26 protein-coding genes, 1 tRNA gene and 1 pseudogene are annotated in these 25,598 nt (G+C 70.5%); 18 read left to right on the top strand and 10 right to left on the bottom strand.

Going from position 1 to position 25,598, the window contains the following annotated elements; all coding sequences use genetic code 11:
* Positions 1-530 precede the first annotated feature (530 nt).
* From ABEA30_RS14005 to ABEA30_RS13980, 6 genes are read left to right on the top strand one after another with little or no spacing between them, the layout of a single operon-like run.
* The gene (locus ABEA30_RS14005; protein WP_345583899.1) at positions 531-1,139 is read left to right on the top strand and encodes a SemiSWEET family sugar transporter; all 609 of its coding nucleotides are present in this window, start codon (positions 531-533) and stop codon (positions 1,137-1,139) included.
* 28 nt (positions 1,140-1,167) lie between these two features.
* Positions 1,168-2,409 carry a glutamate-5-semialdehyde dehydrogenase gene (locus ABEA30_RS14000; protein WP_345583898.1) on the top strand — a complete coding sequence of 414 codons (1,242 nt, stop codon included), beginning with the start codon at positions 1,168-1,170 and terminating at the stop codon, positions 2,407-2,409.
* Positions 2,410-2,453: 44 nt separating this feature from the next.
* On the top strand, positions 2,454-2,591 hold the full coding sequence (locus ABEA30_RS13995) for a hypothetical protein (protein WP_345583896.1): 138 nt from the start codon (positions 2,454-2,456) through the stop codon (positions 2,589-2,591).
* The gene (gene nadD, locus ABEA30_RS13990; RefSeq protein WP_345583895.1) at positions 2,588-3,256 is read left to right on the top strand and encodes a nicotinate-nucleotide adenylyltransferase; all 669 of its coding nucleotides are present in this window, start codon (positions 2,588-2,590) and stop codon (positions 3,254-3,256) included. The genes ABEA30_RS13995 and nadD overlap by 4 nt, the downstream gene beginning before the upstream one ends.
* A complete protein-coding gene (rsfS, locus tag ABEA30_RS13985) occupies positions 3,243-3,629 on the top strand; it encodes a ribosome silencing factor (protein WP_345583893.1) in 387 nt (128 codons plus the stop codon). Before nadD ends, rsfS begins: the two co-directional genes overlap by 14 nt.
* Positions 3,626-4,222 (top strand): histidine phosphatase family protein, encoded by a 597-nt coding sequence (locus ABEA30_RS13980; RefSeq protein ID WP_345583892.1) that lies wholly within the window; start codon positions 3,626-3,628, stop codon positions 4,220-4,222. Before rsfS ends, ABEA30_RS13980 begins: the two co-directional genes overlap by 4 nt.
* Positions 4,223-4,228: 6 nt before the next feature.
* Here the strand turns inward: ABEA30_RS13980 and hemQ are convergent, their stop codons facing one another.
* Genes hemQ through ABEA30_RS13965 form a run of 3 tightly spaced genes read right to left on the bottom strand, consistent with a single transcriptional unit; the run spans position 4,229 to position 7,259 of the window.
* Positions 4,229-4,942 carry a hydrogen peroxide-dependent heme synthase gene (hemQ, locus tag ABEA30_RS13975; protein ID WP_345583890.1) on the bottom strand — a complete coding sequence of 238 codons (714 nt, stop codon included), beginning with the start codon at positions 4,940-4,942 and terminating at the stop codon, positions 4,229-4,231.
* Between the two features lie 14 nt (positions 4,943-4,956).
* Complete coding sequence (locus tag ABEA30_RS13970; RefSeq protein ID WP_345583888.1) at positions 4,957-5,994, bottom strand: ferrochelatase; 1,038 nt, start codon at positions 5,992-5,994, stop codon at positions 4,957-4,959.
* On the bottom strand, positions 5,991-7,259 hold the full coding sequence (locus ABEA30_RS13965; protein WP_345584062.1) for a glutamyl-tRNA reductase: 1,269 nt from the start codon (positions 7,257-7,259) through the stop codon (positions 5,991-5,993). The genes ABEA30_RS13970 and ABEA30_RS13965 overlap by 4 nt, the downstream gene beginning before the upstream one ends.
* A 57-nt stretch (positions 7,260-7,316) precedes the next feature.
* Between ABEA30_RS13965 and hemE the strand changes: the two genes are divergently transcribed.
* The 8 genes and pseudogenes from hemE (at position 7,317) to ABEA30_RS13925 (ending at position 15,430) form a co-directional block, all read left to right on the top strand.
* Positions 7,317-8,324 (top strand): uroporphyrinogen decarboxylase, encoded by a 1,008-nt coding sequence (hemE, locus tag ABEA30_RS13960; RefSeq protein ID WP_345583886.1) that lies wholly within the window; start codon positions 7,317-7,319, stop codon positions 8,322-8,324.
* On the top strand, positions 8,321-9,610 hold the full coding sequence (locus tag ABEA30_RS13955) for a protoporphyrinogen/coproporphyrinogen oxidase (RefSeq protein WP_345583884.1): 1,290 nt from the start codon (positions 8,321-8,323) through the stop codon (positions 9,608-9,610). The genes hemE and ABEA30_RS13955 overlap by 4 nt, the downstream gene beginning before the upstream one ends.
* Positions 9,607-10,491, top strand: a pseudogene (gene hemC / locus ABEA30_RS13950) (hydroxymethylbilane synthase); the annotation flags it as partial. The gene ABEA30_RS13955 and the pseudogene hemC (ABEA30_RS13950), both read left to right, overlap by 4 nt.
* Positions 10,492-10,536: 45 nt before the next feature.
* Positions 10,537-11,241: a uroporphyrinogen-III synthase gene (locus ABEA30_RS13945; protein WP_345584060.1), complete on the top strand. Its 705-nt coding sequence runs from the start codon at positions 10,537-10,539 to the stop codon at positions 11,239-11,241.
* Between the two features lie 41 nt (positions 11,242-11,282).
* The gene (gene hemB, locus ABEA30_RS13940) at positions 11,283-12,206 is read left to right on the top strand and encodes a porphobilinogen synthase (protein ID WP_345584058.1); all 924 of its coding nucleotides are present in this window, start codon (positions 11,283-11,285) and stop codon (positions 12,204-12,206) included.
* A complete protein-coding gene (gene hemL, locus ABEA30_RS13935) occupies positions 12,194-13,477 on the top strand; it encodes a glutamate-1-semialdehyde 2,1-aminomutase (protein ID WP_345583882.1) in 1,284 nt (427 codons plus the stop codon). The genes hemB and hemL overlap by 13 nt, the downstream gene beginning before the upstream one ends.
* A gap of 35 nt (positions 13,478-13,512) precedes the next feature.
* The gene (gene hemC / locus ABEA30_RS13930; RefSeq protein ID WP_345583881.1) at positions 13,513-15,192 is read left to right on the top strand and encodes a hydroxymethylbilane synthase; all 1,680 of its coding nucleotides are present in this window, start codon (positions 13,513-13,515) and stop codon (positions 15,190-15,192) included.
* Positions 15,193-15,357: 165 nt separating this feature from the next.
* Positions 15,358-15,430, top strand: a tRNA-Ala gene (locus ABEA30_RS13925).
* A 141-nt stretch (positions 15,431-15,571) separates the two neighbouring features.
* On the opposite strand, the gene ABEA30_RS13920 is transcribed toward ABEA30_RS13925, so the two are convergent.
* Positions 15,572-16,318: a formylglycine-generating enzyme family protein gene (locus ABEA30_RS13920; RefSeq protein WP_345584056.1), complete on the bottom strand. Its 747-nt coding sequence runs from the start codon at positions 16,316-16,318 to the stop codon at positions 15,572-15,574.
* A 108-nt stretch (positions 16,319-16,426) separates the two neighbouring features.
* Between ABEA30_RS13920 and trxA the strand changes: the two genes are divergently transcribed.
* Positions 16,427-16,804, top strand: a complete 378-nt coding sequence (gene trxA, locus ABEA30_RS13915; protein ID WP_345583880.1) for a thioredoxin — start codon at positions 16,427-16,429, stop codon at positions 16,802-16,804.
* Between the two features lie 66 nt (positions 16,805-16,870).
* Here the strand turns inward: trxA and ABEA30_RS13910 are convergent, their stop codons facing one another.
* From ABEA30_RS13910 to ABEA30_RS13895, 4 genes are all read right to left on the bottom strand, one after another.
* Entirely contained in the window at positions 16,871-18,265 is a 1,395-nt protein-coding gene (locus ABEA30_RS13910; protein ID WP_345583878.1) for an FAD-binding oxidoreductase, read from the bottom strand.
* A 118-nt stretch (positions 18,266-18,383) separates the two neighbouring features.
* Positions 18,384-19,289, bottom strand: a complete 906-nt coding sequence (locus tag ABEA30_RS13905; RefSeq protein ID WP_345583876.1) for an SDR family oxidoreductase — start codon at positions 19,287-19,289, stop codon at positions 18,384-18,386.
* Between the two features lie 53 nt (positions 19,290-19,342).
* Positions 19,343-19,633, bottom strand: coding sequence for a hypothetical protein (locus tag ABEA30_RS13900; RefSeq protein WP_345583874.1), 291 nt, complete (start codon positions 19,631-19,633; stop codon positions 19,343-19,345).
* Complete coding sequence (locus tag ABEA30_RS13895) at positions 19,630-20,880, bottom strand: inorganic phosphate transporter (RefSeq protein WP_345583872.1); 1,251 nt, start codon at positions 20,878-20,880, stop codon at positions 19,630-19,632. Before ABEA30_RS13895 ends, ABEA30_RS13900 begins: the two co-directional genes overlap by 4 nt.
* A 159-nt stretch (positions 20,881-21,039) precedes the next feature.
* Here ABEA30_RS13895 and ABEA30_RS13890 point away from each other — a divergent pair, with 159 nt between their 5' ends.
* The 3 genes from ABEA30_RS13890 to ABEA30_RS13880 all read left to right on the top strand — a co-directional run bounded on the left by ABEA30_RS13890 (position 21,040) and on the right by ABEA30_RS13880 (position 23,975).
* Entirely contained in the window at positions 21,040-21,735 is a 696-nt protein-coding gene (locus ABEA30_RS13890; protein WP_345583870.1) for a M48 family metallopeptidase, read from the top strand.
* The gene (locus ABEA30_RS13885; RefSeq protein ID WP_345583868.1) at positions 21,732-22,631 is read left to right on the top strand and encodes a 3-methyladenine DNA glycosylase; all 900 of its coding nucleotides are present in this window, start codon (positions 21,732-21,734) and stop codon (positions 22,629-22,631) included. Before ABEA30_RS13890 ends, ABEA30_RS13885 begins: the two co-directional genes overlap by 4 nt.
* A gap of 123 nt (positions 22,632-22,754) precedes the next feature.
* Positions 22,755-23,975 carry a L,D-transpeptidase family protein gene (locus ABEA30_RS13880; protein ID WP_345583866.1) on the top strand — a complete coding sequence of 407 codons (1,221 nt, stop codon included), beginning with the start codon at positions 22,755-22,757 and terminating at the stop codon, positions 23,973-23,975.
* Positions 23,976-24,039: 64 nt separating this feature from the next.
* On the opposite strand, the gene ABEA30_RS13875 is transcribed toward ABEA30_RS13880, so the two are convergent.
* Both ABEA30_RS13875 and ABEA30_RS13870 read right to left on the bottom strand, forming a co-directional pair.
* Complete coding sequence (locus ABEA30_RS13875) at positions 24,040-24,648, bottom strand: hypothetical protein (protein WP_345583865.1); 609 nt, start codon at positions 24,646-24,648, stop codon at positions 24,040-24,042.
* 28 nt (positions 24,649-24,676) lie between these two features.
* Complete coding sequence (locus ABEA30_RS13870; protein WP_345583863.1) at positions 24,677-25,579, bottom strand: DUF4192 domain-containing protein; 903 nt, start codon at positions 25,577-25,579, stop codon at positions 24,677-24,679.
* Positions 25,580-25,598 lie beyond the last annotated feature (19 nt).

Genomic DNA, 25,598 nt, shown 5'->3' with positions numbered 1-25,598 from the left:
AACATCCCACGAAGGGGGGTTCATGAGGGGATCGTGAGCCCTGGCGAACATCCCACGAAGGGGGGTTCATGAGGGGATCGTGAGCCCTGGCGAACATCCCACGAAGGGGGGTTCCTGAGGGGATCGTGAGCCCTGGCCCGGTCCTTCGTGGGCGCTGGTCCTTCGTGGGCGCCGGCTCCTTCGTCGCTAGCGCCCCTCAGGAACCGCTCCTTCGTCGCTGGCGCCCCTCAGGAACCGGTTGGCGAACATCCCACGAAGGGGGGTTCCTGAGGGGATCGTGAGCTCTGGCGAACATCCCACGAAGGGCGGTTCCTGAGGGGATCGTGAGCCCTGGGGAACATCCCACGAAGGGCGGTTCCTGAGGGGATCGTGAGCCCTGGCGAACATCCCACGAAGGGCGGTTCCTGAGGGGATCGTGAGCCCCTGGCGAACATCCCACGAAGGGCGGTTCCTGAGGGGATCGTGAGCCCTGGCGAACATCCCACGAAGGGCGATTGGTCTTGTTTGACGCCGCCACTTAAGCTGGCCCCGTGATTGAGGTCTTCGGCTGGTCCGCAGCGGCGCTGGGTGTTTCGTCGAGCATTCCCCAGCTGGTGCGGATCCTCCGGTCGCAGACCAGCGCGGGCGTGTCCCTGACGCTGTGGCAGCTCGTCACCGGCGCCACCGCGGCGTGGGCGGTGCACGGCTTCCTGTCGCAGTCGCCGCAGATGCAGGCGCCGAACGTGCTGCTCACGCTGGCGTCGTTGGCCATCGTCATCTTCGTGCTGCGTGACCGTCGCCAACCCGTCGCCCGCAACCTCGTCCTGCCGCTGGTGGCGGCCCTCGCCCTGTCGGGCCTGAACCTGTGGCTGGGCCCCGTCTTCTTCGGATTCGCCGTCGTGGTCCCGCAGCTGGTGGGCCAGTTCGCGCAGCTGCGGGAACTCGTCACGGCCCCGCACGTCGAGGGCGTCTCGGGCAGCTACCTCGCGATCCTGCTCGTGGTGCAGGCCATGTGGTTCGGCTTCGGGGTGGTCAAGCCGGACTGGGCGCTGATCATCTGCGCCGGCGGGATGACGGTCTCCTGCATCGCGAACCTGTCGGTCTACCTCTACCGGCGCCTTCGCGCGCGCACCGGCACGGCCGTGGTCGCCGTCTCCTGAGTGCCGCGCGCTGGCCTAGACTCCCGCCATGGAGTTTCGTGATCAGGCCATCGCTGCCCGCCGCGCGTCCGTCGAGCTCGCCACGCTGAACCGGGCCCAGAAGGACAAGGCGCTCCACGCCATGGCAGATGCCCTGGCCGCCGCCGAGGCGGAGCTGCTGGCAGCCAACGAGGTGGACGTCGCATCCGCCCGCAGCGCAGGCACCGAGGAGTCGATCGTCGACCGCCTCAGCCTCACGCCGGCGCGCATCGCCGGCATGGTGCAGGGCCTGCGCGACCTCGCAGCGCTGCCCGACCCCGTCGGCGACGTCGTGCGCGGCTGGAAGCTGCCCAACGGCGTGTCCGTCCGGCAGGTGCGGGTGCCGTTCGGCGTCGTCGGCATCATCTACGAGGCCCGCCCCAACGTCACCGCCGATGCGGCAGGCATCTGCCTCAAGTCCGGCAACGCCGCGCTGCTGCGCGGCTCGTCGTCGGCCCTCAACACCAACCGCGTGACCGCCGAGGCCCTGCGCCGTGGGCTGACCGACGCCGGTGTCACGCCCGATGCCGTGCACCTCGTCGAGGGTGGCCGCGAGGTCACCGGCGAGCTGATGCGGGCCCGCGGCCTCGTCGACGTGCTCATCCCGCGGGGCGGGGCAGGGCTCATCCAGGCGGTCGTCGATGGCTCCACCGTCCCGGTGATCGAGACCGGCACCGGCAACTGCCACGTGTTCGTCGACGCCGACGCCGACGTCGAGCAGGCCGTCACCATCCTGCTGAACGCCAAGACCCAGCGCCCGTCGGTGTGCAACGCCGCCGAGACGCTCCTGGTGCACAAGGACATCGCAGACCGCTTCCTGCCCCGCGCGCTGGAGGCGCTCGGCGGGGCGGGCGTCACGGTCCACGGCGACGACGCCACCCGGTCGTACTCCGACACGGTCGTGGCCGCCAAGGCCGACGAGTACGACGCCGAGTACCTCACGCTGGACCTGGCGGCCAAGGTCGTCGACTCCATCGACGAGGCCCTCGAGCACATCCGCACCCACACCACCGGCCACTCCGAGACCATCGTGACCGGCTCGCGCACCTCGGCGGAGCGCTTCGCCGCCGAGGTCGACGCGGCCGCGGTGCTGGTCAACGCGTCGAGCCGGTTCGTCGACGGCGGCGAGTTCGGCTTCGGCGCCGAGATCGGCATCTCCACCCAGAAGCTCCACGCCCGCGGCCCCATGGGCCTGCCGGAGATGACCAGCTCCAAGTACGTCATCGAGGGCGCCGGCCAGGTCCGGGCCTGACGAACCACCCCGTCCGCCACCACTGATTGCTAGGATCCCCTGCCATGAACTTTCTTCTGGAGACCGCTGCCGAGTCCCCGCTCGTGCCCAGCTGGGTGATGGGTGCCATCGTGCTGTTCGTCCTGGTCGGCATCGTCGTCTGGCTGGTCGGCTTCGGCTCGGGACGGCCCAACAGCCGGTGACCTCGACCGAACTCGGTGAGGCGCGGCTGCAGCGCCCGCGCCGCTGGCGCCTCGGCGTCATGGGCGGCACGTTCGACCCCATCCACCACGGCCACCTCGTGGCCGCGTCGGAGGTCGCCGCACAGTTCGAGCTGGACGAGGTGGTGTTCGTCCCCACGGGCGTGCCGTGGCAGAAGCGCCACCGCCAGGTCTCCCTCGCGGAGGACCGCTACCTGATGACGGTCATCGCGACGGCGTCGAACCCACGGTTCTCCGTCTCGCGGGTCGACATCGACCGCGAGGGCGACACCTACACCGTCGACACCCTGCGGGACCTGCGCGAGGAGCGGGGCGACAACACCGACCTGTTCTTCATCACCGGTGCCGACGCGCTGCGCCAGATCCTCACCTGGCGCGGCGCCGAGCAGTTGTTCGACCTTGCCCACTTCGTCGGCGTGACCCGGCCGGGCGTGCCGATGACGAAGGACGACCTGCGCCACCTGCCCGAGAGCTCCGTCACGTTGCTCGAGGTGCCCGCCCTGGCCATCTCGTCGACCGACTGCCGCGACCGGGTGCGCGCGCACCAGCCGATCTGGTACCTCGTGCCGGACGGTATCGTGCAGTACATCGCCAAGCGGGGGCTCTACCCGGCCCCCATGACAGGAGTTCCTGATGACCGTTCCTGACGACGTGCTCGAGCCCGTCCGCATCGCCGCCCAGGCCGCGGCAGACAAGAAGGGCCACAAGATCGTCGCGTTCGACGTGTCGGAGCAGCTGTCGATCACCGACGTGTTCCTCATCGCCTCGGCCAACAACGAGCGCCAGGTCGGCGCCATCGTCGACGGGGTGGAGGAGGCACTCCTCAAGGTCGGCCGCAAGCCGGTGCGCCGCGAGGGGGACAGGGAGAACCGCTGGGTGCTGCTGGACTACATCGACTTCGTCGTCCACGCCCAGCACACCGAGGAACGCCTCCTGTACAACCTCGAGCGGCTCTGGAAGGACTGCCCGCAGATCCCGCTCGAGCTCGACCTGGCCGAGGACGCCGACGAGGAGCTGTGACCTTCTCGCACGCCACCCGCCTGGTGCTCCTGCGGCACGGCGAGACGGACCACAACGCGCAGGGACGCTTCCAGGGCCATGCCGACGTCCCGCTGAACGAGAAGGGCCGACGACAGGCCGAGGCCGCGCGGGAGCGTCTGGCCACGTACCACTTCGACGCCGTCCACACCTCTCCGCTGAGCCGGGCGGTGGAGACCGCCCGCATCGCGCGGCCTGAGGCGGAGCTCGTGATGGACGAGCGGCTGATGGAGATCAACGTCGGCTCGTGGGCCGGGCTGACGTGGGCAGAGGTCCACGCCCTGATGCCCGACTACGAGGCCAAGTACGCCGACGGCGTCGACTTCCGCCGCTCACCCGAGGGCGAGACGCTCGCCGAGGTGGTGGAGCGCGGCCGCCCGGCGGTGCTGGAGATCGCCGAGCGACACGACGGCGGCTCCGTGCTGGTGGTGTCGCACGGCCTCTTCCTGAACCGCGTGCTGCACTCGCTGCTCGGCGTGGAGGGCCGCGTGCTCGGCAGCCTCACCAACGCCCACCACTCGGAGCTGGGCTACAGCCACGGCGCGTGGCGCCTGCTGGCGCACAACGTCGGCTGACCGGGGTCAGACGCGGGGCTGGCGCTCGATCCACTCGGCCAGGGCGACGCGCGGGCCGGTGAAGAACGGCGTCTCCTCACGCACGTGCAGGCGGGCCTCGACGCCGCGCTGGTGGCGCATCGCGTCGGTGAGCCGGTGCAACTCGTCGGCCTCGAACGCCAGGATCCACTCGTAGTCGCCCAGCGCGAAGGCCGACAGCGTCGAGGCGACGACGTCGGGGTACTCCCGCCCGGCCATGCCGTGCTCCATCAGCATCTTCGAGCGGTGCTCGCCGTCGAGGTAGTACCAGTCGTAGCTGCGCACGAACGGGTAGACCGTCAGCCACGGCCGCGGCGCGAAACCGGCGAAGCAGCTGGGCACGTGCGCCCGGTTGAACTCCGAGGGGCGGTGCACGGCGACGACCGACCACACGGGGGAGAGGAAGTCGCCCAGCGCGCTGCGGCGCAGCGCGTGGTAGGCGGCCTGCAGCTTGCGCGGGTCGTCCGAGAGCATCCACACCATGAGGTCGGCGTCTGCGCGGAAACCGCCGACGTCGTAGAAGCCGCGCACGGTGACGCCCGCGTCGGCGAGCTTCTGCTCGCACGACGTCAGGTCCACGTCGGCGGGTAGCGGAGCGGCCAGCTCGAACACCGAGTACATGGCGTACAGCGACTGCTGGTTGATGGCCTCCAGGTCGACGTCCTGCTGATCGCGCTCGTCACGGCCGGGGTGCTTGGTCATTGGCGATGCCTTCCTCAGTGGGTTGCGGGGCGGGGCAGGCAGCACCGCCCGGTGGAGAACTGACAGATCGTGGTGTCCTCGGCTTCGCCGCGGGCGACGGCGGCGCGGTGGAGGAGCTTGTCCACCAGCATCGCCACGAAGCCCGGATCGGTGCCGACGGTGGCCGCGCGCACGTAGGGCAGGCCCAGGCGCTCGGCGGTGGCCTTGGCCTCCGTGTCGAGGTCGTAGGCGACCTCCATGTGGTCGTTGATGAACCCGAACGGCACGGCGAGCACGCCGTCGACGTCCTCGCCGGCCACCTCCTCGAGGCGGTCGTTGACGTCGGGTTCGAGCCACGGGATGTGAGGTGCGCCGGAGCGGGAGCAGTACGTCAGCTCCCAGGTCAGGGCCTCGCCCAGGGCCTCGGACGCCTCCCTGGCGACGGCCTCCGCCACGCGCAGGTGCTGCGCGTCATAGCGGCTGTCCGGCTCGCCGGTGTAGGAGGCCTGGTTCATCGTCAGCGGGATCGAGTGCGTGACGAACAGCACGCGCAACTCACCTTGGACCCGCTCGCGGAGGGCGCGCACACCGTCGACGACGGCGCGGGCGTTGGCGGCCACGAACTCGGGCGTCTCGGCGAAGGGGTCGATCTTGTCGATCGCGATGTCCTTGCCGCTGCGGGCACCGTCGAGGTCCTCGCAGTACTGGCGGCAGCTGGAGTACGAGCGGTAGGCGGACGTCGCCAACGCGATGACCTGCCGGTGGCCGGCAGCGACGAGGTCGTCGACGGTGTCGCCCAGGTAGGGCTCCCAGTTGCGGTTGCCGATCACCACCGGCACGTCCACGCCGCGCCGGGCCAGCTCTGCCCGCACGGCGTCCATCAGGGCCGCGTTGAGTTCGTTGATGGGGGACCGGCCGCCGAAGAGCATGTAGTGCTCCGAGACCTCGAGGAGCCGCTCGTCGGGGATGTTGCGCCCAGCCGTGGCGTTGCGCATGAACGGCAGGACGTCGTCGGGTTCGTTCGGTCCGCCGTACGAGGCGAACAGCACAGCGCTGTAGGGCGCGAGGGTCACATGGCCTCCCTGTCGAGGGTTGAGTCGAGGTCCGTCACGGCCAGGCTGGTCACCGGGCACGAGTCGTCCTCGAGTGCGTCGGCGTCGATGCCGGGCGTCTCGCCGATGCCGTAGAGCTCCGCCATGGCGTTGAGGTATTCATCGGTGCGCCCTCGTTCGGCGGCGAGCTTGGCGCGCGTCGACGGGATGTGCAGCAGGCGGGTGGCGAGGCGGCGCAGCGCGAGGGCGGCGTCGTCGTGCGTCAACGGCCGGTTGGGCAGGCGGGTGACCTCGTCGTCGACCAGGCCCATCACGGCCTCGCGCAGGCCAACCACTGCGGGGTCGACGACGCGGGCACGCAGCTTGGTGAGCGCCTCGGCGATGCCCTCGTTGACCATGGACTGCGCGCGCCTGGTGTCCTCGGCGATGCCGGAGCCGACGGCCTGCTGGATGGCGGCGAGGTCGACCACCTGCACGCCCTGCAGCAGGGCGACGGCGGGGTCCACGTCGCGCTTCAGCGACAGGTCCAGGAACGGGATGGGGGCCGTCACGTCTGCCGGCGTGATGGCGTAGGTGCCGCGGCCGCGGCACGTCACGACCAGGTCGGCGGAGCCGAGCCCGTCGGTGAGCGACTGGATGTGGCCGAGGCCGTGGCTCTCGGCGAAGTCCGCGCCGCGCCCGCTGGCCGAGTGCACCGTCAGGTGCGTGACGCCGCGGGAGCGCAGCGCGGCGACGACGGCGCCGGCGTAGGAGCCGGTGCCGACGATGAGCACGCGCGCCGACGACCAGTCGGGCAGGTCGATGAGGTCCAGGCCGGCGCTGACGACGGAGCGGCCGGCACCCTCGAGGCTGGTCTCGCGGGCGATGCGGCGGGAGGTCTTGAGCGCCTCCTCGACGGCGATGTTGAGGGGCAGCGACGTGTGGCCGAGGTCCTGGGCGTCCATGAGCGCGCGGCGCAGCTGGCCGGCGATCTCGCGTTCGCCGACCACCATCGAGTCGAGGCCGGCGGCGACGCGGAACACATGGCCCAACGCCGCCTCGCCGAGGTAGAGGTCCCAGGCGGGAGGGGTGTCGAAGTGCTCGTTGAGGGCGGCCCGGAGGTGGCCGGGGGCGGCCTCGCCGGTGGTGTCGAGGACCACCTCGACGCGGTTGCAGGTGCTCAGCACCACCGCTCCTGTGATTTCGGGCACGTTGCGCAGCCGGTCGACCACGCCGTCGATGTCGGCGGCGATGCGCTCGACCTCGGACAGGCCCTGCCTGTTGTGCTGGATGGAGAAGACACGCATTGTCACAGTGGGCCTCATTCAACCACTTTTGGCCGATAGGGCAGAATCGGGGCCACCATGAGTTCACTGCTTTCCGCCCTGGGTGGCCACCGTCCCGAGCAGCTCCCCGTCTGGTTCATGCGCCAGGCCGGCCGCTCACTCCCCGAATACAAGGCGGCCCGCAAGGGCACGACCATCCTCGAGGCGTGCCTCAAGCCCGAGCTGGCGGCTGAGATCACGTTGCAGCCGGTGCGGCGCCACAAGGTCGACGCCGCCATCTTCTTCTCCGACATCATGACCCCCCTGGTGCTGGCGGGGGTCGACGTCGACATCAAGGCGGGCATCGGGCCGGTGATCGAGAACCCGGTGCGCACGGCCGCAGACGTCGACCGCATCGTCGCGCACAGGATCGAGGATGCCTCGGCCATCACGGAGGCCGTCCGCCTGGTGGTGGCGGAGCTGGGGGAGCGCACGCCGCTCATCGGTTTCGCCGGCGCGCCGTTCACGCTGGCGGCGTACCTGGTGGAGGGCCGCGGCTCGCGCGACCATCTCGAGGCCCGCGCGATGATGCATGCCGACCCGGCCGCGTGGCACCGGCTGCTCGACTGGGCTGCCGAACTCTCCGGCCAGTTCCTCAACGTGCAGGTCGACGCCGGTGCCCGCGCGGTGCAACTGTTCGACTCGTGGGCCGGCGCGCTCAGCCGCGCCGACTACGTCGACCGGGTCCAGCGCCACTCGGCCAAGGTCATGGCGGCAGTCCAGGGCCGGGTGCCCCGGATCCACTTCGGGGTGGGCACGCGTCACCTGTTGTCCGACATGGCCGAGATCGGCGTCGAGGCCCTCGGGATCGACTACCGCACACCGCTCGACGAGGCCGCCTGGCTCGTGCCGGGCGTGCCGCTGCAGGGCAACATCGACCCCGCGATGCTGGCGGCCGGCTGGGACGCGCTCGAGGCGCACACCCGCGACGTCGTCGAGCGGGGCCGGCAGGCGCCGGCGCACGTCGTGAACCTGGGCCACGGGGTGCCGCCCACCACCGACCCGGAGGTGATCACCGACCTGGTGGCCCTCATCCACGAACTGTGAGCGGCTCCCGCGTCGCGGTGATCGGCGGCGGCCTCGCCGGGGTCCTGTCGGCCATGCGCCTGCAGGAGGCGGGCCACTCCGTCGAACTCAGGGAGGCGGCCGCGCACCTGGGCGGCATGATCTCGCCCGTTCGGCTGGGCACGCTCGACGTCGACTCTGGCGCGGAGGCCTACGCCACGCGCGGCGGCCTCGTGCGGCAGTTGTGTGACGAATTCGGGCTCGAGGTGGCCCCGCCGCAGGGCACGCCGCACATCTGGTGGCGCCACGGCACGTTCCCGATGGCAGAGGGGGTGCTGGGCATCCCCGGCTCCCTGTCGGATCCGGCGCTCGCGGTGCTCACCGAGGACGAGGCCGCCGTCGTCGCGGGCGAGGCTGCACTGGGCCCGGCCGTCGGCGCGGACGCCACCACGGTGGGCGAGCTCGTGCGGGCACGCCTGGGCGAGGGGGCGCTCGCCAAGCTGGTGGTGCCCGTGGCTCAGGGCGTCTACTCCATGTCGCCGGACCGCATGGCGCTGTCTGCGTTCGCGCCGACGCTGCTGGACGCCCTCGCGTCGGAGGGTTCGCTGCTGGGCGCCGTCGCGCACGTGCGGGGGCCGGGCAGCGCCGCCGTCGAGCAGCCCGTGGGCGGCATGTTCCGGCTCATCGATGCCCTGGCACGACGTTTCGAGGCCGCGGGCGGCACCGCCCGCACGTCTGCCTCGGTGGTGTCGCTGCGCAGGGGTGGCTCGGGGTTCCTGGTGTCGCTGCACGACGGCGAGGTGCTCGACGTCGACCGCGTCGTAGTCGCCACCCCCGCCGCTGCCGCCAGCGTCCTGATGGGCCACCTGGGCGTCGACATCGCGTCGCCGCCGGTGCGCACCGCGCGTTCGGCGCTGCTGGCGGTCACCACCCCCGCGCTCGACGAGCACCCCGTCGGTTCGGGCGTGCTGCTGGCCGAACGCGACGACACGCTGCACGCCCGGGCGCTGACGCACTACTCGGCGAAGTGGCCGTGGGCCGCTGGGCCGCAGCACGTGCTGCGCCTCAGCTACCCGGAGCACGTCATGGCCACCCGCGCCGACGCCCTGCGCGACGCCTCACGCTTCGTCGGGGTGCGGATCGCGGAGCGCGATGTGGTGGGGTTCGCCTCGGTAGGCTGGGACTCGATGCCCACCCGAATCGACGCCTCGAACCGCGACTTCATCGTGGAGACGGCGCTGGAGGCCGGCGTCGACCTGGTCGGCGCGTGGCTCGACGGCAACGGCATCGCTGCGGTGGTCGCCGGGACGCAGAGGGTGATGAGATGAGACTGAGGTTGGGGACGCGGGGGTCGGCGCTGGCCGTGGCGCAGTCGGAGCTGGTGGCCGACGCGCTGCGCAGCCGCGGGCACGAGGTCGAGCTGGTGCGCATCCGCACCGTGGGAGACGTCGAGCGCGGTTCCCTGACCCAGGTCGGCGGGCTGGGCGTGTTCGCGGCGGAGCTGCGTACGGCCCTCCTCGCTGGCGACTGTGACTTCGCCGTCCACTCCCTGAAGGACCTGCCGACGGCGCCCGTTCCCGGCCTCGTGATCGCGGCCATCCCGGCGCGGGCAGACGCCCGTGACGCCCTGTGCGCGCGCGACGGCCTCACCTTGGCCGCACTGCCGCCCGGGGCCACCGTCGGCACCGGGTCGCCGCGCCGGATCGCGCAGCTGCGGGCGCAGCGGCCGGACCTGCTCTACGTCGACATCCGGGGCAACGTCGGCACCCGCCTGGCGCGCGTGCACGCCGACGACCTCGACGCGGTGGTGCTCGCCGCAGCCGGCCTCGAACGCCTGCGCATGACGCAGCACATCACCGACTACCTCGACATCCTGCCGGCGCCCGGGCAGGGCGCCCTGGCGCTGGAATGTCGTCAGGACGACGAGGCGGTGGCCGCAGAGCTGTCCGCCCTGGAGGACGCCGCGACCCGCGTCGCAGTTGAGGCCGAGCGGGTCGTGCTGGAGAACCTGGGGGGCGGCTGCGCTGCCCCCATCGCCGCCCACGGCCACGACGGCGAACTCGACGCCGGTGTGTTCGCCCTGGACGGCCGCAGGTCGGTGACCGCCCGCGTCACCCTGAGTGAGCGCGCCGGGACGATCGCGGCGGAGGAGCTCCGGGAGCTCGGCGCCGAGGAGGTGGCGGAACTCACTGCGAGCCGGCCCTCCCGCCTGCACGAGCTGCACGACGACTCCTCCCTGTGGCGCGGGCAGGACGTGCTGGCCGGGCTGCGCATCTTCGTGCCGCGGGCAGACACCGGCACGCTCGTGGGCGCCCTCCGCGCCGCGGGGGCCGAGGTGGTCGCCGAGCCGGTGCAGCGCAGGGTGACGCTGCGGCCGGAGGGCACCCTCGACGCCGCCGACTGGGTCGCGCTCACCTCACCTGCGACGCTCGAGGTGCTCGACGAGTTGCGCCTGCGGATCCCCGATGGTGCCCGGGTGGCGGCCGTCGGTGCCGCCACCGCGCAGGCCGCACGTGGGCGTGGCATCCGGGTCGACCTCATGCCGGACGGGGCCTCCAGCGCCGCCGCCCTGGCAGATGCGTGGCCCGAGGGCAGCGGGCGGGTGGTGATCCCCGGGTCCGCGCTGTCGTCGACGGTGTTGGCAGACGAACTGCGCCGCAAGGGCTACGCCGTCGACCAGTTCGCGATCTATACGATGGAGCCGCTGGACGAGGTGCCCGGCAAGCTCCGCAACGAGTACCTCCGCTGCCTGTTCGACGTGGTGGTCATCCTCGCCGGGTCCATGGGCAGGGCCGTGGACGCGCTCCTGGGGTGGCCACAAGGGGTGCGCGTCGTGGCGTTCGGCCCGCCGTCGGCCGCCGCGCTGCGCCACCTGGGTGTCGAGGTCTCGGCCGAAGCCCGTACGCAGGACCCCGACGGCCTCATCCGAGCCATTGCCAGCCTCCCGAAGGGACAGTGATGATCCAGTTCCGTCCACGCAGACTCCGCACGACGCCCGCGATGCGCCGCCTGGTGCGGGAGGTCGAGGTACGTCCCTCGCAGCTGGTGCTGCCGATGTTCGTCTCCGACACCCCCGGCGACATCTCCTCGATGCCCGGCGTGCGCCGGCACGGTGTCGACGAGATCGGTGGCGCCGCGGAGCGCGCAGTCGCCGCCGGGGTGGGCGGCATCATGCTGTTCGGCGTGCCCGCGGATTCGGCCAAGGACGAGCAGGGCACCCAGGGCTGGGCCGAGGACGGCATCCTGCAGCGCGGCCTGCGCGCCGTGCGCGGTGCCCTCGGCAACGACACCGTCATCATGGCCGACACCTGCCTCGACGAGTTCACCACGCACGGCCACTGCGGCTTCCTGACGCCTGAGGGCACCGTCGACAACGACGCGACGCTGGCAGCCTACGTCTCGATGGCCATCGCCCAGGTCGAGGCAGGCGCCCACGTGGTGTCGCCGTCGGGGATGATGGACGCGCAGGTGGAACACATCCGGGCCGGGCTCGACGGCCAGGGCCTGCACGACATCGCGATCCTCGCCTACGCCGCCAAGTACGCCTCGGCCTTCTACGGGCCGTTCCGTGAAGCAGTCGCCTCGTCGCTGCAAGGTGACCGCCGCACCTACCAGCAGGACCCGGCGAACCGCCGCGAAGGGCTCCGTGAGGCCGAACTCGACCTCGCCGAGGGCGCCGACATGGTCATGGTGAAGCCCGCGGGGTACTACCTCGACGTGCTGAGCGACGTGGCGGCAGCGTCGGACGTGCCGGTGGCGGCCTACCAGGTCTCGGGCGAGTACGCCATGATCGAGGCAGCGGCCGGGCAGGGGTGGATCGACCGCCGCGCGGCGGTGACGGAATCGGTGACCGCGATCGTGCGGGCCGGTGCGGATATCGTGCTCACGTACTGGGCGGAGGAGTTGGCGACGTGGCTGAAGTGACCCTGTTCTCGCGGGCGAAGGAGATCATCCCCGGCGGCGTGTCGTCGCCGGTTCGGGCGTTCGGCTCGGTCGGCGGTGATCCGGTGTTCATCAGGGAGGCGCGCGGCGCCCATGTCGTGGACGTGACGGGTCGCGACTTCGTGGACCTCGTCTGTTCCTGGGGCCCCGCGCTCCTCGGCCACGCCCACCCCGAGGTGGTGGAAGCAGTGCGCGCGGCCGCTGGTCGCGGCCTGTCGTTCGGTGCGCCGACGCTCGCCGAGGTCGAGCTGGCCGAGGCGATCCGCGCCCGGGTCCCGGCCGCCGAGCAGGTGCGGTTCGTGTCCACGGGCACCGAGGCGACGATGACCGCCATCCGTCTGGCCCGCGGCGCCACCGGCCGAGACGCGATCGTCAAGTTCGCCGGCTGCTACCACGGCCACTCCGACGCGCTCCTGGCCGCCGCCGGCTCCGGCGTCGCGACGCAGGGCCTGCCGGGCTCGGCCGGTGTCACCGCCGCAGCGGCGGGCGACACCATCGTCGTCGAGTACAACGACCTCGACGCCCTCACCCGCGTCTTCGACGAGGCGGGGGACCGGATCGCCGCAGTCATCACGGAGGCCGCCCCGGCCAACATGGGCGTCGTCCCGCCCGCCCCGGGCTTCAACGCCGCGCTGCGCGAGCTCACCGCCCGGCATGGCGCGCTGCTGATCGTCGACGAGGTGCTCACCGGCTTCCGTGTCGGCCCCGGTGGCTGGCTGGGGCTCGAGGGCGGCTACCAACCCGACATCGTGACCTTCGGCAAGGTCGTCGGCGGCGGCATGCCGCTGGCCGCGCTCGCGGGCCGGGCGGAGGTCATGCAGCTGCTCGCCCCCGTGGGGCCGGTGTACCAGGCAGGCACGCTCTCGGGGAACCCGCTCGCCACGGCAGCCGGCTTCGCCACCCTGCGCCTGGCCGACGATGCGGTCTACGCCCACGTCGACCGTCGCTCGGTCGAACTCCAGGCGGCGGTCGCCGAGGCGCTCGGCGCTGCGTCGGTGCCGCACACCATCCAGGCGGCGGGAAACCTGTTCTCGGTGTTCTTCCGCGAGGGGGCCGTGGCCAACTACGAGGACGCGAAGGACCAGGACACCGAGGCGTTCGCCCGCTTCTTCCACGCCCTGTTGGACGACGGCGTCGCCTTGCCGCCGTCCGCCTTCGAGGCCTGGTTCCTGTCCGCCGCGCACGACGACGAGGCGATGGGCCGCATCACGGACGCCTTGCCCCGCGCGGCGCGGGCTGCCGCCCATTCATGAGAGGCTAAGCACCAATCACATCGGAAGGATCTTTCGTGAAGCTTCGATTGGGAACGCGTGGCTCGGCACTGGCGCTGGCCCGCTCCGAAATGGTCGCCGACCTGTTCAGGGGTCAGGGCCATGAAGTCGAGATCGTGCGGGTGGCGACGGAGCACCAGGACACCATCCACATGGCCGAGGGATACTCCCTCGGCGTCTTCGCCCAGGAGTTGCGCCGGTCGTTGCGCAGCGGCGACGTGGACGTCGTCATGCATTCGGTCAAGGACGTGCCGCTGTCCGACCGGCCCGAGGACCTCACGTTCGGAGCAGTGCTGAAGCGTGGCGACCACCGCGACGCGCTGTGCTCGCTGGGTCGGGTGCCGCTGGCTGCGCTGCCGCGGAGGTCCCGCATCGGCGTGACGTCGCTGCGGCGGCTCGCGCAACTGCGCGCATTGCGTCCCGACCTCACCTTCGTCGACGTGGGCGGCACGCTGCAGGACCGCCTGCGCAGGCTGGAACCCGGCGACCTCGACGCCGTCGTCGTCTCCGCCGCCGGCGTGCACGCGCTCAAGGTGGAGGACCGGGTGGCCGAGTACCTCCCGATCCTGCCCGCGCCCGGCCAGGGCGCACTGGCCCTCGAGTGCCGCCGCGATGACACCGACACCTACGAGGCCGTGCGGCAGCTGGACGACGTCGAGACCCGCATCTGCATCGAGGCCGAACGGGCCGTGCTCACCGGCCTCAACACCACGTACATGGCGCCGGTCGGCGCCCTGGCTGCCCGCCGTGGCATCCTCGGGCTCAAGGCCGGCATCTTCTCCATCGACGGCACCAAGCGCACCGTCCTCGAGATCGGCCTGCCCACGTCGGAGTACCACGCCCAGCGCACGGGCCACAACGTCGCCGAGGCGCTGAAGGCCCGCCGTGCAGACCGCTTCATCACCGCGGAGGCGCTCGAGACGGTCAAGATGACCGCCGACCATGCCGACGACTCGCTCTTCATCGAGGGGCCGGAGGACGACGACCGCATCCGCGTCCTGCTGCCCCGCCAGGAGGGGCGCATCAGCCAGACGATGCGCGAGAATGAGCTGCGCGTCGACTGCGTCCAGCTGCAGGAGGCGCACCTCCTGCCTGCCGACAACATCATCGGCGACGCCGACTGGGTGGTCATCCCGTCGGGTCAGACGGTGTGGGCGTTGCGCGAACGCGGCTGGGACATCCCTCAGGGCACGAAGATCGCGACGATGGGTTCCACGACTCAGCGCACGATCGAGGAGGCCGGCCGCAAGGTGGACCTGGGCCCCGAGGGCACCGCCAGCTCGAACAAGCTGGTGGACGTGTTCCCGCCGGCCGAGGGGGAGCAGCGGGTGGTGATCCTGTGTGCCGACCAGTTGTCCACGAAGCTGGAGACGGGCCTGCGGGCCAAGGGGTACACCGTGGACCGCTGCGAGCTCTACACCATGGCAGACGTGGAGGACATCGACCCTGCGTTGCGCACCCGCTGGGACGACGGCGCCTGGGACGCGGTGTTCCTGAGCCAGCCGTCGCTGGCCCACGTGTACGCGAAGAAGCTCGGGCACCGCGATGACGTGCGGGTGCTCGCGTGGGACGACGCAACGGCCGAGGCCGTCCGGGCAGAGGGTGTCGAGGTGTTCGCCACTGCGAAGTCGAAGGACACCTACGGCATCGCGGACCTCGCCCGCCAGCTGCACAAGGCCCGCGGCTCAGCATCCTGAGTCGCTCTCCGGCGGCTGGTCAAAGGGTGGATTCGTCCCCTGAGCCAGCCGTCCGCGGCTGGTCGAAGGGTCGGCGAGCGCACAGAACTCCCGATTTGTAGTTCACCGGAGACATGCGCTAAAGTTCTTCGAGTCGCCACGGGCGGCAGTCGCGAAAGTGACACTGGGGCTATGGCGCAGTTGGTAGCGCGCTTCCATGGCATGGAAGAGGCCAGGGGTTCGAATCCCCTTAGCTCCACTTTTTGAAAACCGGCGTCTGACTAGGTCAGACGCCGGTTTTCATGTGTCAGCGAACACATTGGTGGACAACTCACCACGGCTGTCCGGAACTACGTTGCCGAGCGATTTTCGGGAGAAGGTTTGGCAGTGCCGGCGACGCCTATGTGCGTAGCGGCGTCCAGCCGAAAGGAGCCAGGCCGTCGATCTTCGCCCGCTCCTGATCGGCTTGCCGTGACCAGCCTTGCGCGGCATGATCGGCAGCCTCTCCCACGACCCCCTGGGCAACGCGGAAGCCAACGTCATCGAGTCGAGCTTCCGGCATGCTTCCACGGCGCACAGACGCACGAACGCTCCAGTGCCTATCCGCCCACCCGCCGCCACGCAACACGCGATAGTCGGCGTACCGGGCCGGGTCTGAGTAATCCCAGCACCACTCCCACACGTTGCCCAGCATGTCGAACAGGCCGCAAGCGTTGGGCTGCTTCCGCCCGACCCGCTGTGTGCCTGTGACGGCATCGGCGTCCGTCCACGCAACGTCGGGGAGAGGGCCATAGTGCGGGCCGGTCGATCCTGCACGGCAGGCCCACTCCCACTCCGCCTCCGTCGGCAACCGAAACCCGTCAGCACTCACATCCCAGAACACCCCGGCATCGCCAACGTCATAAGCCGGAGCGAGGCCCGCCTCGACAGAGAGCGCATTGCACCAACTCACGGCGTTCAGCCACGACACCGAGTGCACAGGCGCATCCGCATACTCGGCCTCCGGCGCTCGCACCCCCAGCACCCGCGAATACAAGCCCCACGTCACCGGGGCGGAAGCGATGCGAAACTCCCGCAACTCCGCAACCCGCGATGTCTTGGTTCTCGCATCCCGCAACGTGATCGACCCGGCAGGCACGGATATCATCTGAGGGCTGGGGAAAGACACCTCCCAGACTACCGGCCAGCCTCGTTCCGGTCGCTGGCGTACTCGACGCATTCGTCCGCGATACCCTCGGGGGTATATGATGGGGTCATGGCAACCATTGAGATCACCAAGGAAAACTTCGAGGCCACGATCAACGGCAACGACATCGTGCTGCTCGACTTCTGGGCTGCCTGGTGCGGTCCCTGCCGCCACTTCGGGCCGATCTTCGAGGACGCGTCCGAGAAGCATCCCAACATCGTGTTCGGCAAGGTCGACACCGAGGCCCAGCGGGAACTGGCCGCCGGCTTCGAGATCATGTCAATCCCCACCCTCATGGCGTTCCGTGACAACGTGATCGTCTTCTCGCAGGCCGGGGCGCTCCCCGGTGCGGCGCTCGAGGAACTCATCGAGGCCGTCGAGGCGCTCGACATGGATGAGGTCCACGCGGAGATCGCCAAGCAGAAGGCCGAAGCCGTCGTCGAATGACCCCCCGCCGGCACTGCCCTGTCGACGGCGGGGGGGGTGCCCGCGAAGCGTCTGTGCCGTTGGGCTCTAGCCCAGCTGGAGCCCGTGGCGGAAGACGTCAGAGGGGTCGTAGTGGCGCTTTGCCGCGGCTAGCCGCTGCAGGGTAGCCGCATCGAACGAATGCCGCGTCATCGCCACCCGGCCCTCGCCCTCCTCGAAGTTCGGGTAGCCGGGCACCGGTGCCAGCAGCGGGCCCAGCCGCTCCCAGGCGGCGTCGAAGCGACGGCTGAGGTCGGCCGCCGCCTCGGGCGCCCCCACCAACCCCACGAGCTCCATGACCCACTGCCCGCTGCGGCCCCCGAAGCTGACGGCTGTGTTGGGCCGGTTGACCGCCGCGCCACCGTGCCGGATCTCTGCCAGCAGCATCGGCGACGGCGCGTCGCCGCCCACCACTGCCTGCAACATGGCCTGCGCCACCGTCGCATCGGCCCGCGCCAGCCACCGGCCGCTGGAGGCAGCCGGTAGCGGGTCGACGGGGTCCATGGAGATCTCGGCGCACCGCGCGAACGGCATCGGGCCCCACGTGTCCATGATCGGTTCGCGCCACCCGCGCCATTCGTCGACGAGCCCGGCGCCCGCAGCGTCACCGGGTGCGCCGGCGTAACAGCCACGCACGATCGCGAAGACCTGGCCCCGCAGGGGCTCGGGCACGATGTCCAGGGGAGGGAAGGCCATGCTGGTGAACGCACTGGTCAACTCCGCCGGCGCACGTTCGCACCAGTCGAGGTAGCGCTCGAACACCTCGTCAGCGGCTCCGAGGGGATAGAAGAGGTTGCCGGCATATACCTCGGTAACGGGGGCCAAGCCGATGGTCATCTCCACCACGACGCCCAAGCTGCTGCCGGCGGTGCCGCACAGTGCCCAGAAGAGCTCTGGCTCCTCGTGCGGTGATGCCGTGACCACCCGGCCATCCGTGAGCGCCACGCGCAACGCGCGGATCGTGTCGACGGCCAGCCCGTGCCTGCGCGCCAGCCAACCGAAGCCGCCACCCAAGCTGTACCCGACGGCGCCCACGTGCGGCGCGGAGCCCAGCAGCGGGGCCAGACCGTGTTCCTGTGCGGCCGCCAACACCGGTGCCCACGTCGCGCCGCCGCCCAGCGTCGCAGTGCGCGCAGCCGGGTCCACACGGACCGAGTCGAGGTCCTTCATCACGATGAGCACAGTGCCCTCGTCGGCGGGCCTGACCACACCGTGGCCGGTGTTCTGCACCGCCACCGACATGCCGTTGGCCACGGCATGAGCCACCGCCTTGGCGACATCCGCCTCGGTGGCGGCGCGTACCACGACGGCGGGGCGCTGCTGCCACGCCAGGTTCCAGCTGGCGCACGCAGCGTCGTAGCCGTCGTCGCCGAAGTGGTGGACGGGTCCGTGGCACGAGGTGAGGAGGGTTTCCGGGCCGCCTGAGCGGGTGGTGATGGACATGGGGTGCTCCTGATGCTGGGTGCGTCGTGGCATGCGTGATCCGCCCCACGTGCCCAGCATGGGACCCCAGCGGAGTCGGGACAATGGACCTGTGTCGCAACCCTTGGCCCGCTCCCGGTCAGAAGACGGGTCGGCCTCCCGTGACGCCCAGCACGGTTCCCGACACGTAGGAGGCCTCGAGGGGGCTGGCCAGGAAGACGAACGCACCGGCCATCTCGGAGGGCTGCCCGGGCCGGCCCAGGGGAGTGTTGAGCCCGAACTTCGGCATGTCCTCAGCCTTCTTCGTGGCGGGCTGCAACGGCGTCCAGATCGGGCCGGGGGCCACCGAGTTCACGCGGATCCCCTTCGGGCCCAGTTCGGCCGCCAGGTTGACGGTGCAGTTGTTGATCGCCGCCTTGGTGGCGGCGTAGTCGATCAGGTCCACGGACGGGTCGTAGGCCTGGATCGAGCTGACGTTGATGATGCAGTCGCCCTTGTCCAGGTACTGCAGCGCCTGCTGGGACATCCAGAACATGGCGTACAGGTTGGTCTTGAAGGTGCGGTCCATCTCCTCGGTCTTGAGGTCGGCAAGGCCCCCCTCCCGGCGGGCCCACTGGAACCCCGCGTTGTTGACCAGGATGTTCAGGCCACCCAGCTGCCCAGCGGCGTCGTCGACGACCTTGCGGGCGATGGCCTCCTCGGTGATGTCGCCGGGGACGAGCACGCAGGTGCGGCCGGCCTCCTCCACCACCTTCTTCACGTCCTGGGCGTCGGACTCTTCCTCGGGGAGGTAGCTCAGGGCGACGTCTGCGCCCTCGCGGGCATAGGCGATGGCGACCGCCCGGCCGATGCCCGAGTCGCCACCGGTGATCAACGCCTTGAGCCCGTGGAGCCGGTCGCGGCCGACCCAGCCCTCCTCACCGTGGTCTGGGAGGGGCGTCATCTCGCTGGTCAGGCCCGGAGGTTGCTGGGTCTGCGCGGGGAAGGCCCCCTCGTCCATGGTCTTTGCCTCAGCTGCCTTGTTGATTGCATGCAGATCAGTCATGCCTGCCAGTCTTGTTCGCGGGGCTGCGCACCCAAACCCCCTCAGGGGTAGAACTACCGGGGGACGAACGTGGGGTAGATGTTGGCGAAGCTGAGCTCGTAGCCCATGCCGTGCGACACGATGACGCTGATGCCCAAGGCGATGGCCAGCACCACGATGCCGAACGCGAGGCCGGCCACGACCTTCGCGAACGGGTGGGGCGTGTGGTCGTCGACGTTCTGGTGCGCGCCGTAGGACAGTGCGCGGATGCCGAGGGAGAAGATGGCCGGCAGGCCGGCACCCAGGATCAGTCCTGCGAGCAGTACCTGCCCCCCGCCTTCGAGGGCGAGCCAGATGACGTTCATGCCTTGCTCCTGATCCGGCGGCGGGACTTGTGCGCCGGCTGCTCCGGCAGCGTGCGCTGGGTGACGCCCTCGACCCATTCGTCATTGACGTTCTTGTGGTCCACCCGGCTCTTCTGGGAGTGGAGGTACATCCAGCCGGCGGCGATCAGCAGGACCAGGAAGATCACGATGGCCCCGAACAGGCCGCCGAGGCTGTGCCCGACGAACCACGTTGCGGCGCCGACGACGCCCGCGGCGGGCAGCGTGATGGCCCACGCCATCAGCATCCGACCGGCGATCGACCAGTTGACCTTGGCGCCGCGCTTGCCGACACCCGAGCCGAGGATGGAGCCGGTGGCCACGTGGGTGGTGGACAGCGCGAAGCCGAGGTGGCTGGACGCGAGGATCACCGCAGCCGACGACGACTCGGCCGCCATGCCCTGCGGCGAGCTGATCTCGACGAGGCCCTTGCCCAGCGTGCGGATGATCCGCCATCCGCCGAGGTAGGTGCCCAGCGCGATGGCCAGCGCGCAGGTGAACTTCACCCAGAACGGGACGGCGCTCAGGTCCGTCCAGGCGCCGGTGGCGATCAGCGCCAGCGTGATGACGCCCATCGTCTTCTGCGCGTCGTTGGTGCCGTGCGCGAGCGAGACCAGCGACGCGGAGCCGATCTGGCCCCAGCGGAAGCCGCTCTCGCGGTACTTGTCGGCGACACCCGCGGTGATGCGGTACACGAGCCAGGTGCCCACCGAGGCGACGGCGATGGCGATCATCGGCGACATCAGGGCCGGCAGGACCACCTTGCCCACGACGCCGTCGAGCTTGGTGCCGTCGCCGACCCACTTGACGCCGCTGACGCCGAGACCGGCCATGGAGGCCCCGATCAGGCCGCCGAACAGCGCATGGGAGGAACTGGACGGCAGGCCGAGCAGCCAGGTGAGCAGGTTCCAGACGATTGCCCCCACGAGGCCGGCGAGGATGATCAGCAACAGCGACATGCCGCCGTCGCCGATGAGTTCCGGCCGAGGTGCGCCGCTGGCGTCCTGGATGTTGACGACGGCGTTGGTGACCGTCAGGGCCACTTCCACGGAGAGGAAGGCGCCGATGAGGTTGAGGATGGCGGACAGGGCGACAGCGACTTTCGGCGTGAGGGCCTTGGTGGCGATGGACGTGGCCATCGCGTTGCCGGTGTCGTGGAATCCGTTGGTGAAGTCGAAGGCCAGTGCGGTGACGACGACGAGCGCCAGGACGATCAGTTCGGGGGACACGCGTCTAGTCTGCAACGTCACACCCCCTCCGATGCAAGCGGGGCACTTTATCCCCGAGCGTCGGCGTTGCGGCGAAGCGCCAGATGAACGCTGCATGAACTTTCGGTGTCGTGGCGCCGGGTTCCGGAACGCGCCGTCCGGGCACCTACGATGTCGACCATGGCCTCCCGACGTCACCGCACCGAACTGCTCCAGGTGGGCGGCGTCCGTGCCGAGGTCACCTACAAGCCCATCAAAAGCCTGCGGATGCGGGTCACCCCGCCCGACGGCGTGGTCAAGATCTCCGTGCCCCTGGGATTGCCGCCGGGCACCGTGGAGGAATTCGTCCGCAGCCACGAGCAGTGGCTGCTCAAGGCGCGACAGCAGGTACGGCTCGCCCACCCACCGGAGGAACCGTTGGCCGACGGGGGCCGTGCCCGGTTGTGGGGCCGTTGGCATGAGGTGCGCGTCGAGGATGCGCCCCGGGCGGGCGGACGCCTCGACGGCGACCTCCTCGTGCTGTCCGGGCCCGATGAGGCGGCCCGGCGTCGTGGCCTGGAGAACCTCCATCGGCGCGAACTCCAGGCCGTAGTCCCGGGGCTGTTCGCGGCGTGGGAGCCGCTGGTCGGGCGCAGGCACGCGTCGCTCAGGCTGCGCCGGATGACGTCGCGATGGGGCACCTGCAACACGCGGACAGCCGCCATCACCATCAACACCGCCCTTGCCGAGCGTCCCCAGACCGCGCTGGAGTACGTCGTGGTGCATGAACTGATGCACCTCGTCGAGCGCGGGCACGGCCCACGTTTCGTCGCAGGCATGGACGAGCTGATGCCGGACTGGCGCCAGCGCCGCGCAGCGTTGCGGGGCCAGCCGTGAAAGTGCTCGCCCCGGCGGAGTGGCGGGCCAGCGTCGCGGCTCATGAAGAGCGGGTCCGGGCGGAGTTGGCGCAGGTGGTGTGGCGCCGTGACCGGGGCTTGAAGCACCCCGTCGACGACTTCCTGTTCCACTACTACAACCTGAGGCCCGGCCACCTCGCCCAGTGGCACCCAGGCGTGGGGGTCGGCCTGCGCGACGCCCACGCATTCGAGGGGCGGCCGTTCTACTCGACGGAGGGCTCGGTGACGGCCCTGGACGCTGCGGCGTTCCTGGCGAAGCGACGCGCCACCGTCGAGACGGCGCACCGGTTGCTGTCGGCGACGGCGGCCAAGGTGCCGCGCTTCGGCTGTTTCGGGATGCACGAATGGGCCATGGTCTACGGCCTCGAGCCGGGCGAGACGCGGCATCCGTACCTGAAGCTGCGCTTCGAGCCGGAGGAGATTGCCCGCGTCGTCGAGGAGGTGGGCTGCCGCTGCTCCCACTTCGACGCCTTCCGCTTCTTCACCGGGCCCGCGCGGCCCCTCAACCTGTTGCAGCCCACCCGGGAGACACAGCCCGAACTCGACCAGCCCGGCTGCCTCCACGTCAACATGGACCTGTACCGCTGGGCGGGCAAGCTCTCACCGGCGGTGGGTTCGGAGGTGCTGTTCGAGGCGTTCCTCCTGGCGCGCGACATCCGCGAGGTGGACATGCAGGCCTCGGCCTACGACCTGACGGAGTGGGGATACCCGCCCATCAAGGTGGAGACGGCCGAGGGCAGGGCGCAGTACGCCAGCAGGCAGCGAGCCTTCGCCGAACGGGCAGTGCCGATCAGGCGCGAGATCCTCCGGGCCATCGAGGCCATGACAGGTCCCCGCACATCCGACGAAACCAAGGGGGACGCCGAGGCGTACTAAGGGTGAGCAACCACCCGTCAGGAGCACCCCATGCCTCGTCGTCTCGCGTGTCACACCGGCACACGCCCCGCCGCCGCTTATCCTTCAGGAGTCCGAACCCCTCTTCCCCCTCTGAGGTTCACCATGGTCACCGTGCCCCGGCTCCGGCGCATCGGCGTCGCCGTCACCGCCGCCCTGAGTTTGTTCTCCGTCGCCTGCGCGCCCGCAGCGCTCGGCCCGCAGGCCGGGCCCGCGGCGCCCACCGTGGCCAACCCGGGTGCGGGCGCCGTCGTCGATGAACCCGTCGTCAACACGACCTCGCCGGAGCCACGGGACCCGTCCGAACCGCCCGCCACACCGACGCAGTCGCCCGACCCGGTGCCGGCGAGCCCGTCGCCGTCGCCGGAGCCGTCGAAGACGCCCGAACCCGAGCCCCAGACCTCCGAGACGCCCACGGTGGTGCCCACGGTGCCGCCGCTGATGGCGCCCGGCGAGGACTCCGACGAGGTGCGCGAACTCCAGCACCGGCTCCTACAGCTCAACTGGTGGTCGGGGAAGATCACCAGCTCGTACGGCGACGCGACGCGGCTCGCGGTCGAGGGCTTCCAGGTCAAGCGCGGCCTGCCCGCCACCGGCGAGGTCGACCAGGCCACCTGGGATCGACTTGTCGACATGACGCGGACCCCGACCCATGACGAGATGCACAACATCCTCACGCCCGGCCCCGCGCTGTTGAAGACCGGCAGCTCCGGAGACCAGGTCAAGGACCTGCAGGCCAGGCTGAAGCAGCTCCAGTGGTACTTCGAACTGATCGACGGCGAGTTCGGCCCCAAGACCCTCGAGGCCGTCGAGGGCTTCCAGGCCAAGCGCGAGATCCCCGTCACCGGAGAGGTGGACCAGCGCACGCTCGACCGCCTCGTGTCGATGACGCGCACGCCCACCGCCAACGAGCTCAACAACGTCGTCGCCGCGCCGTCCGATGCGCCGATGACCCTCGACGACCGCTGCCTGCAGGGCCGGGTCATCTGCATCTCCAAGACCCAGCGCAAGCTGGCCTGGGTCATCGACGGCGAGATCAGGATGACCATGGACGTGCGGTTCGGGTCGGAGCTGACGCCCACGCGAGAAGGCACCTTCTCGGTCGGGTGGAAGTCGCGCAACCACGTGAGCAAGCTGTACGGCTCGCCCATGCCTTACGCCCTGTTCTTCAGCGGCGGCCAAGCCGTGCACTATTCCGCGGACTTCGCCGCCCGCGGGTACAACGGTTCCTCCCACGGCTGCGTCAACGTGCGCGACAAGGCTGCGGTCGCGGCCCTGTTCGACGCCGCGAGGGAGGGGGACAAGGTGGTGGTCTACGTCGGATGATCGACGCAGATCTAGACAGCAAGGGGCGAGTCCGAGGAGCCCACGCGCGCGGATGGGGGCCCAATCAGCCCTTGATGGGCAGCGCGTTCAGCGCGACGCGCCCTGACGGGGTGCTGAGCACGATGGTGGCGTCGGCCTGCGGCATGAGGAACGTCACGTTGCCCTCGAACGGCTCGCCCTCGCGGGCGCTGAAGGCGCGCAGGTCCACCGGTTCGTAGCTGGCGCGGGTCTCGTTCGTGAACGCGAAGACGGAGAACGCGTAGTCGCCGTGTGTCACCTCGACGCGGAGGCGGACGTTGAGCCGGTCCGCGCCCCACGAGTAGCCGACGATCTCGAAGATCCCGTCGCCGTTGCCCTCGAAGGGGATGAAGTTGCCGGTCCGCTCGGGGCTGGGCTCGGCTGTGGCCGAGGGCGCCGTGCTGGCCCCGTCCTGCGGGTCTGCCCCACCGATGAACTGCATGCCGAGCACGATGGCCACGATGACCGCGACCACGCCGAGGACGGCGACCATGGCCCGGTTGGACCGCTTCGGCGGCTCCAGGTCCTCGAGGGAGGGTGGCGTCGGCGGCTGCTGCCCGAACGGCTGCCGCGGGTCCCTGCCCTGCGGCGGCTGTCCGAACGGCTGCCGAGGATCCCTGCCCTGCGGTGCCGTTGGCCACTGCGCGTTGCTCATGAGGCAGAGCGTACTGGGCGGGGGAAACTCACTCGTCCCAGACGCGGGGCGAAATCCCGTTGCGGTGGACCGTGGAGAGCACCTGCCCCACCGGGTTGTCCGGGTCGAGCGTGGCCATCTGTTCAAGGCAGGCCGTGGCCTGCGCGCCGCGCCCGGCCAGCCAGGAGGCCATCCCCAGCAGCGCGACCGTCGTCGGTTGCGCGGACACGGGGGCGAGTTGCCGGGCGGCGAGCAGGTTGGGCCAGATCACCTCCGCCGTCGTGCTGTTGAGCCTGGTCAACAGTGCGGCGGCCCGGTCCGCGTCGAGGAGCAGGCACGCCAGCTTGAGCGCTGAGTCGGGGTCCTCGATGGGGGGCTGCTGCTCGGCGAGGCCGGCCAGTTCCTCCATGGCGCCGTCCTCGTCGAGATCGGCTACCGCCGCCAGCGCCGCCTCCACGGCCCCACGCTCCGCCGGCTCCCAGAGGTGGACGGGGGCGACGGCCTCCTCCCTCGAGGCGTGGATGACGACACCGTTGTAGACGGCGTGCGCGGCCACGGGGCTGGCGTCGAAGTCGTACTGCACCGGGCCCTCGTCGTCGGTCAACGACCAGTAGTGCGTGCCGTCGGTGACCAGGGCTTCGGTGACCCGTTCCGGGCCCAACACGTCGGCCAGTTCCATGACGGAGGCCCAGGCGAGGTCCACGTCGTGGCTGTAGCCCATCAGGATGAACCGGACGTCGCTGAGTTGCGACGCGGCGTTGAGGATCTGTTCGGCCACCTGCTCGAAGTGGTGGTGGAACCAGTGCGCCTCGAGGCGGCAGGAGAAGGAGACCACCTTGCCCTGCATGCCGAGCAGGACCACCGAGTCCTGGGGGTGGAAGCCGAACATGAAGGAGGGGAGGGCGAGCAGATCGGCACGGGTGGTGCCACGGAGGACAGGCATCGTTGTCATGGCCACCACTCTGGCCAGC

Origin of the sequence: Tessaracoccus lubricantis, from assembly GCF_039544535.1 — a bacterium.
GTDB classification, from domain to species: Bacteria; Actinomycetota; Actinomycetes; order Propionibacteriales; family Propionibacteriaceae; genus Arachnia; species Arachnia lubricantis.
The sequence above is the reverse complement of the archived record's forward strand: the minus strand, read 5'-3'. Positions and strand labels throughout refer to the sequence as shown.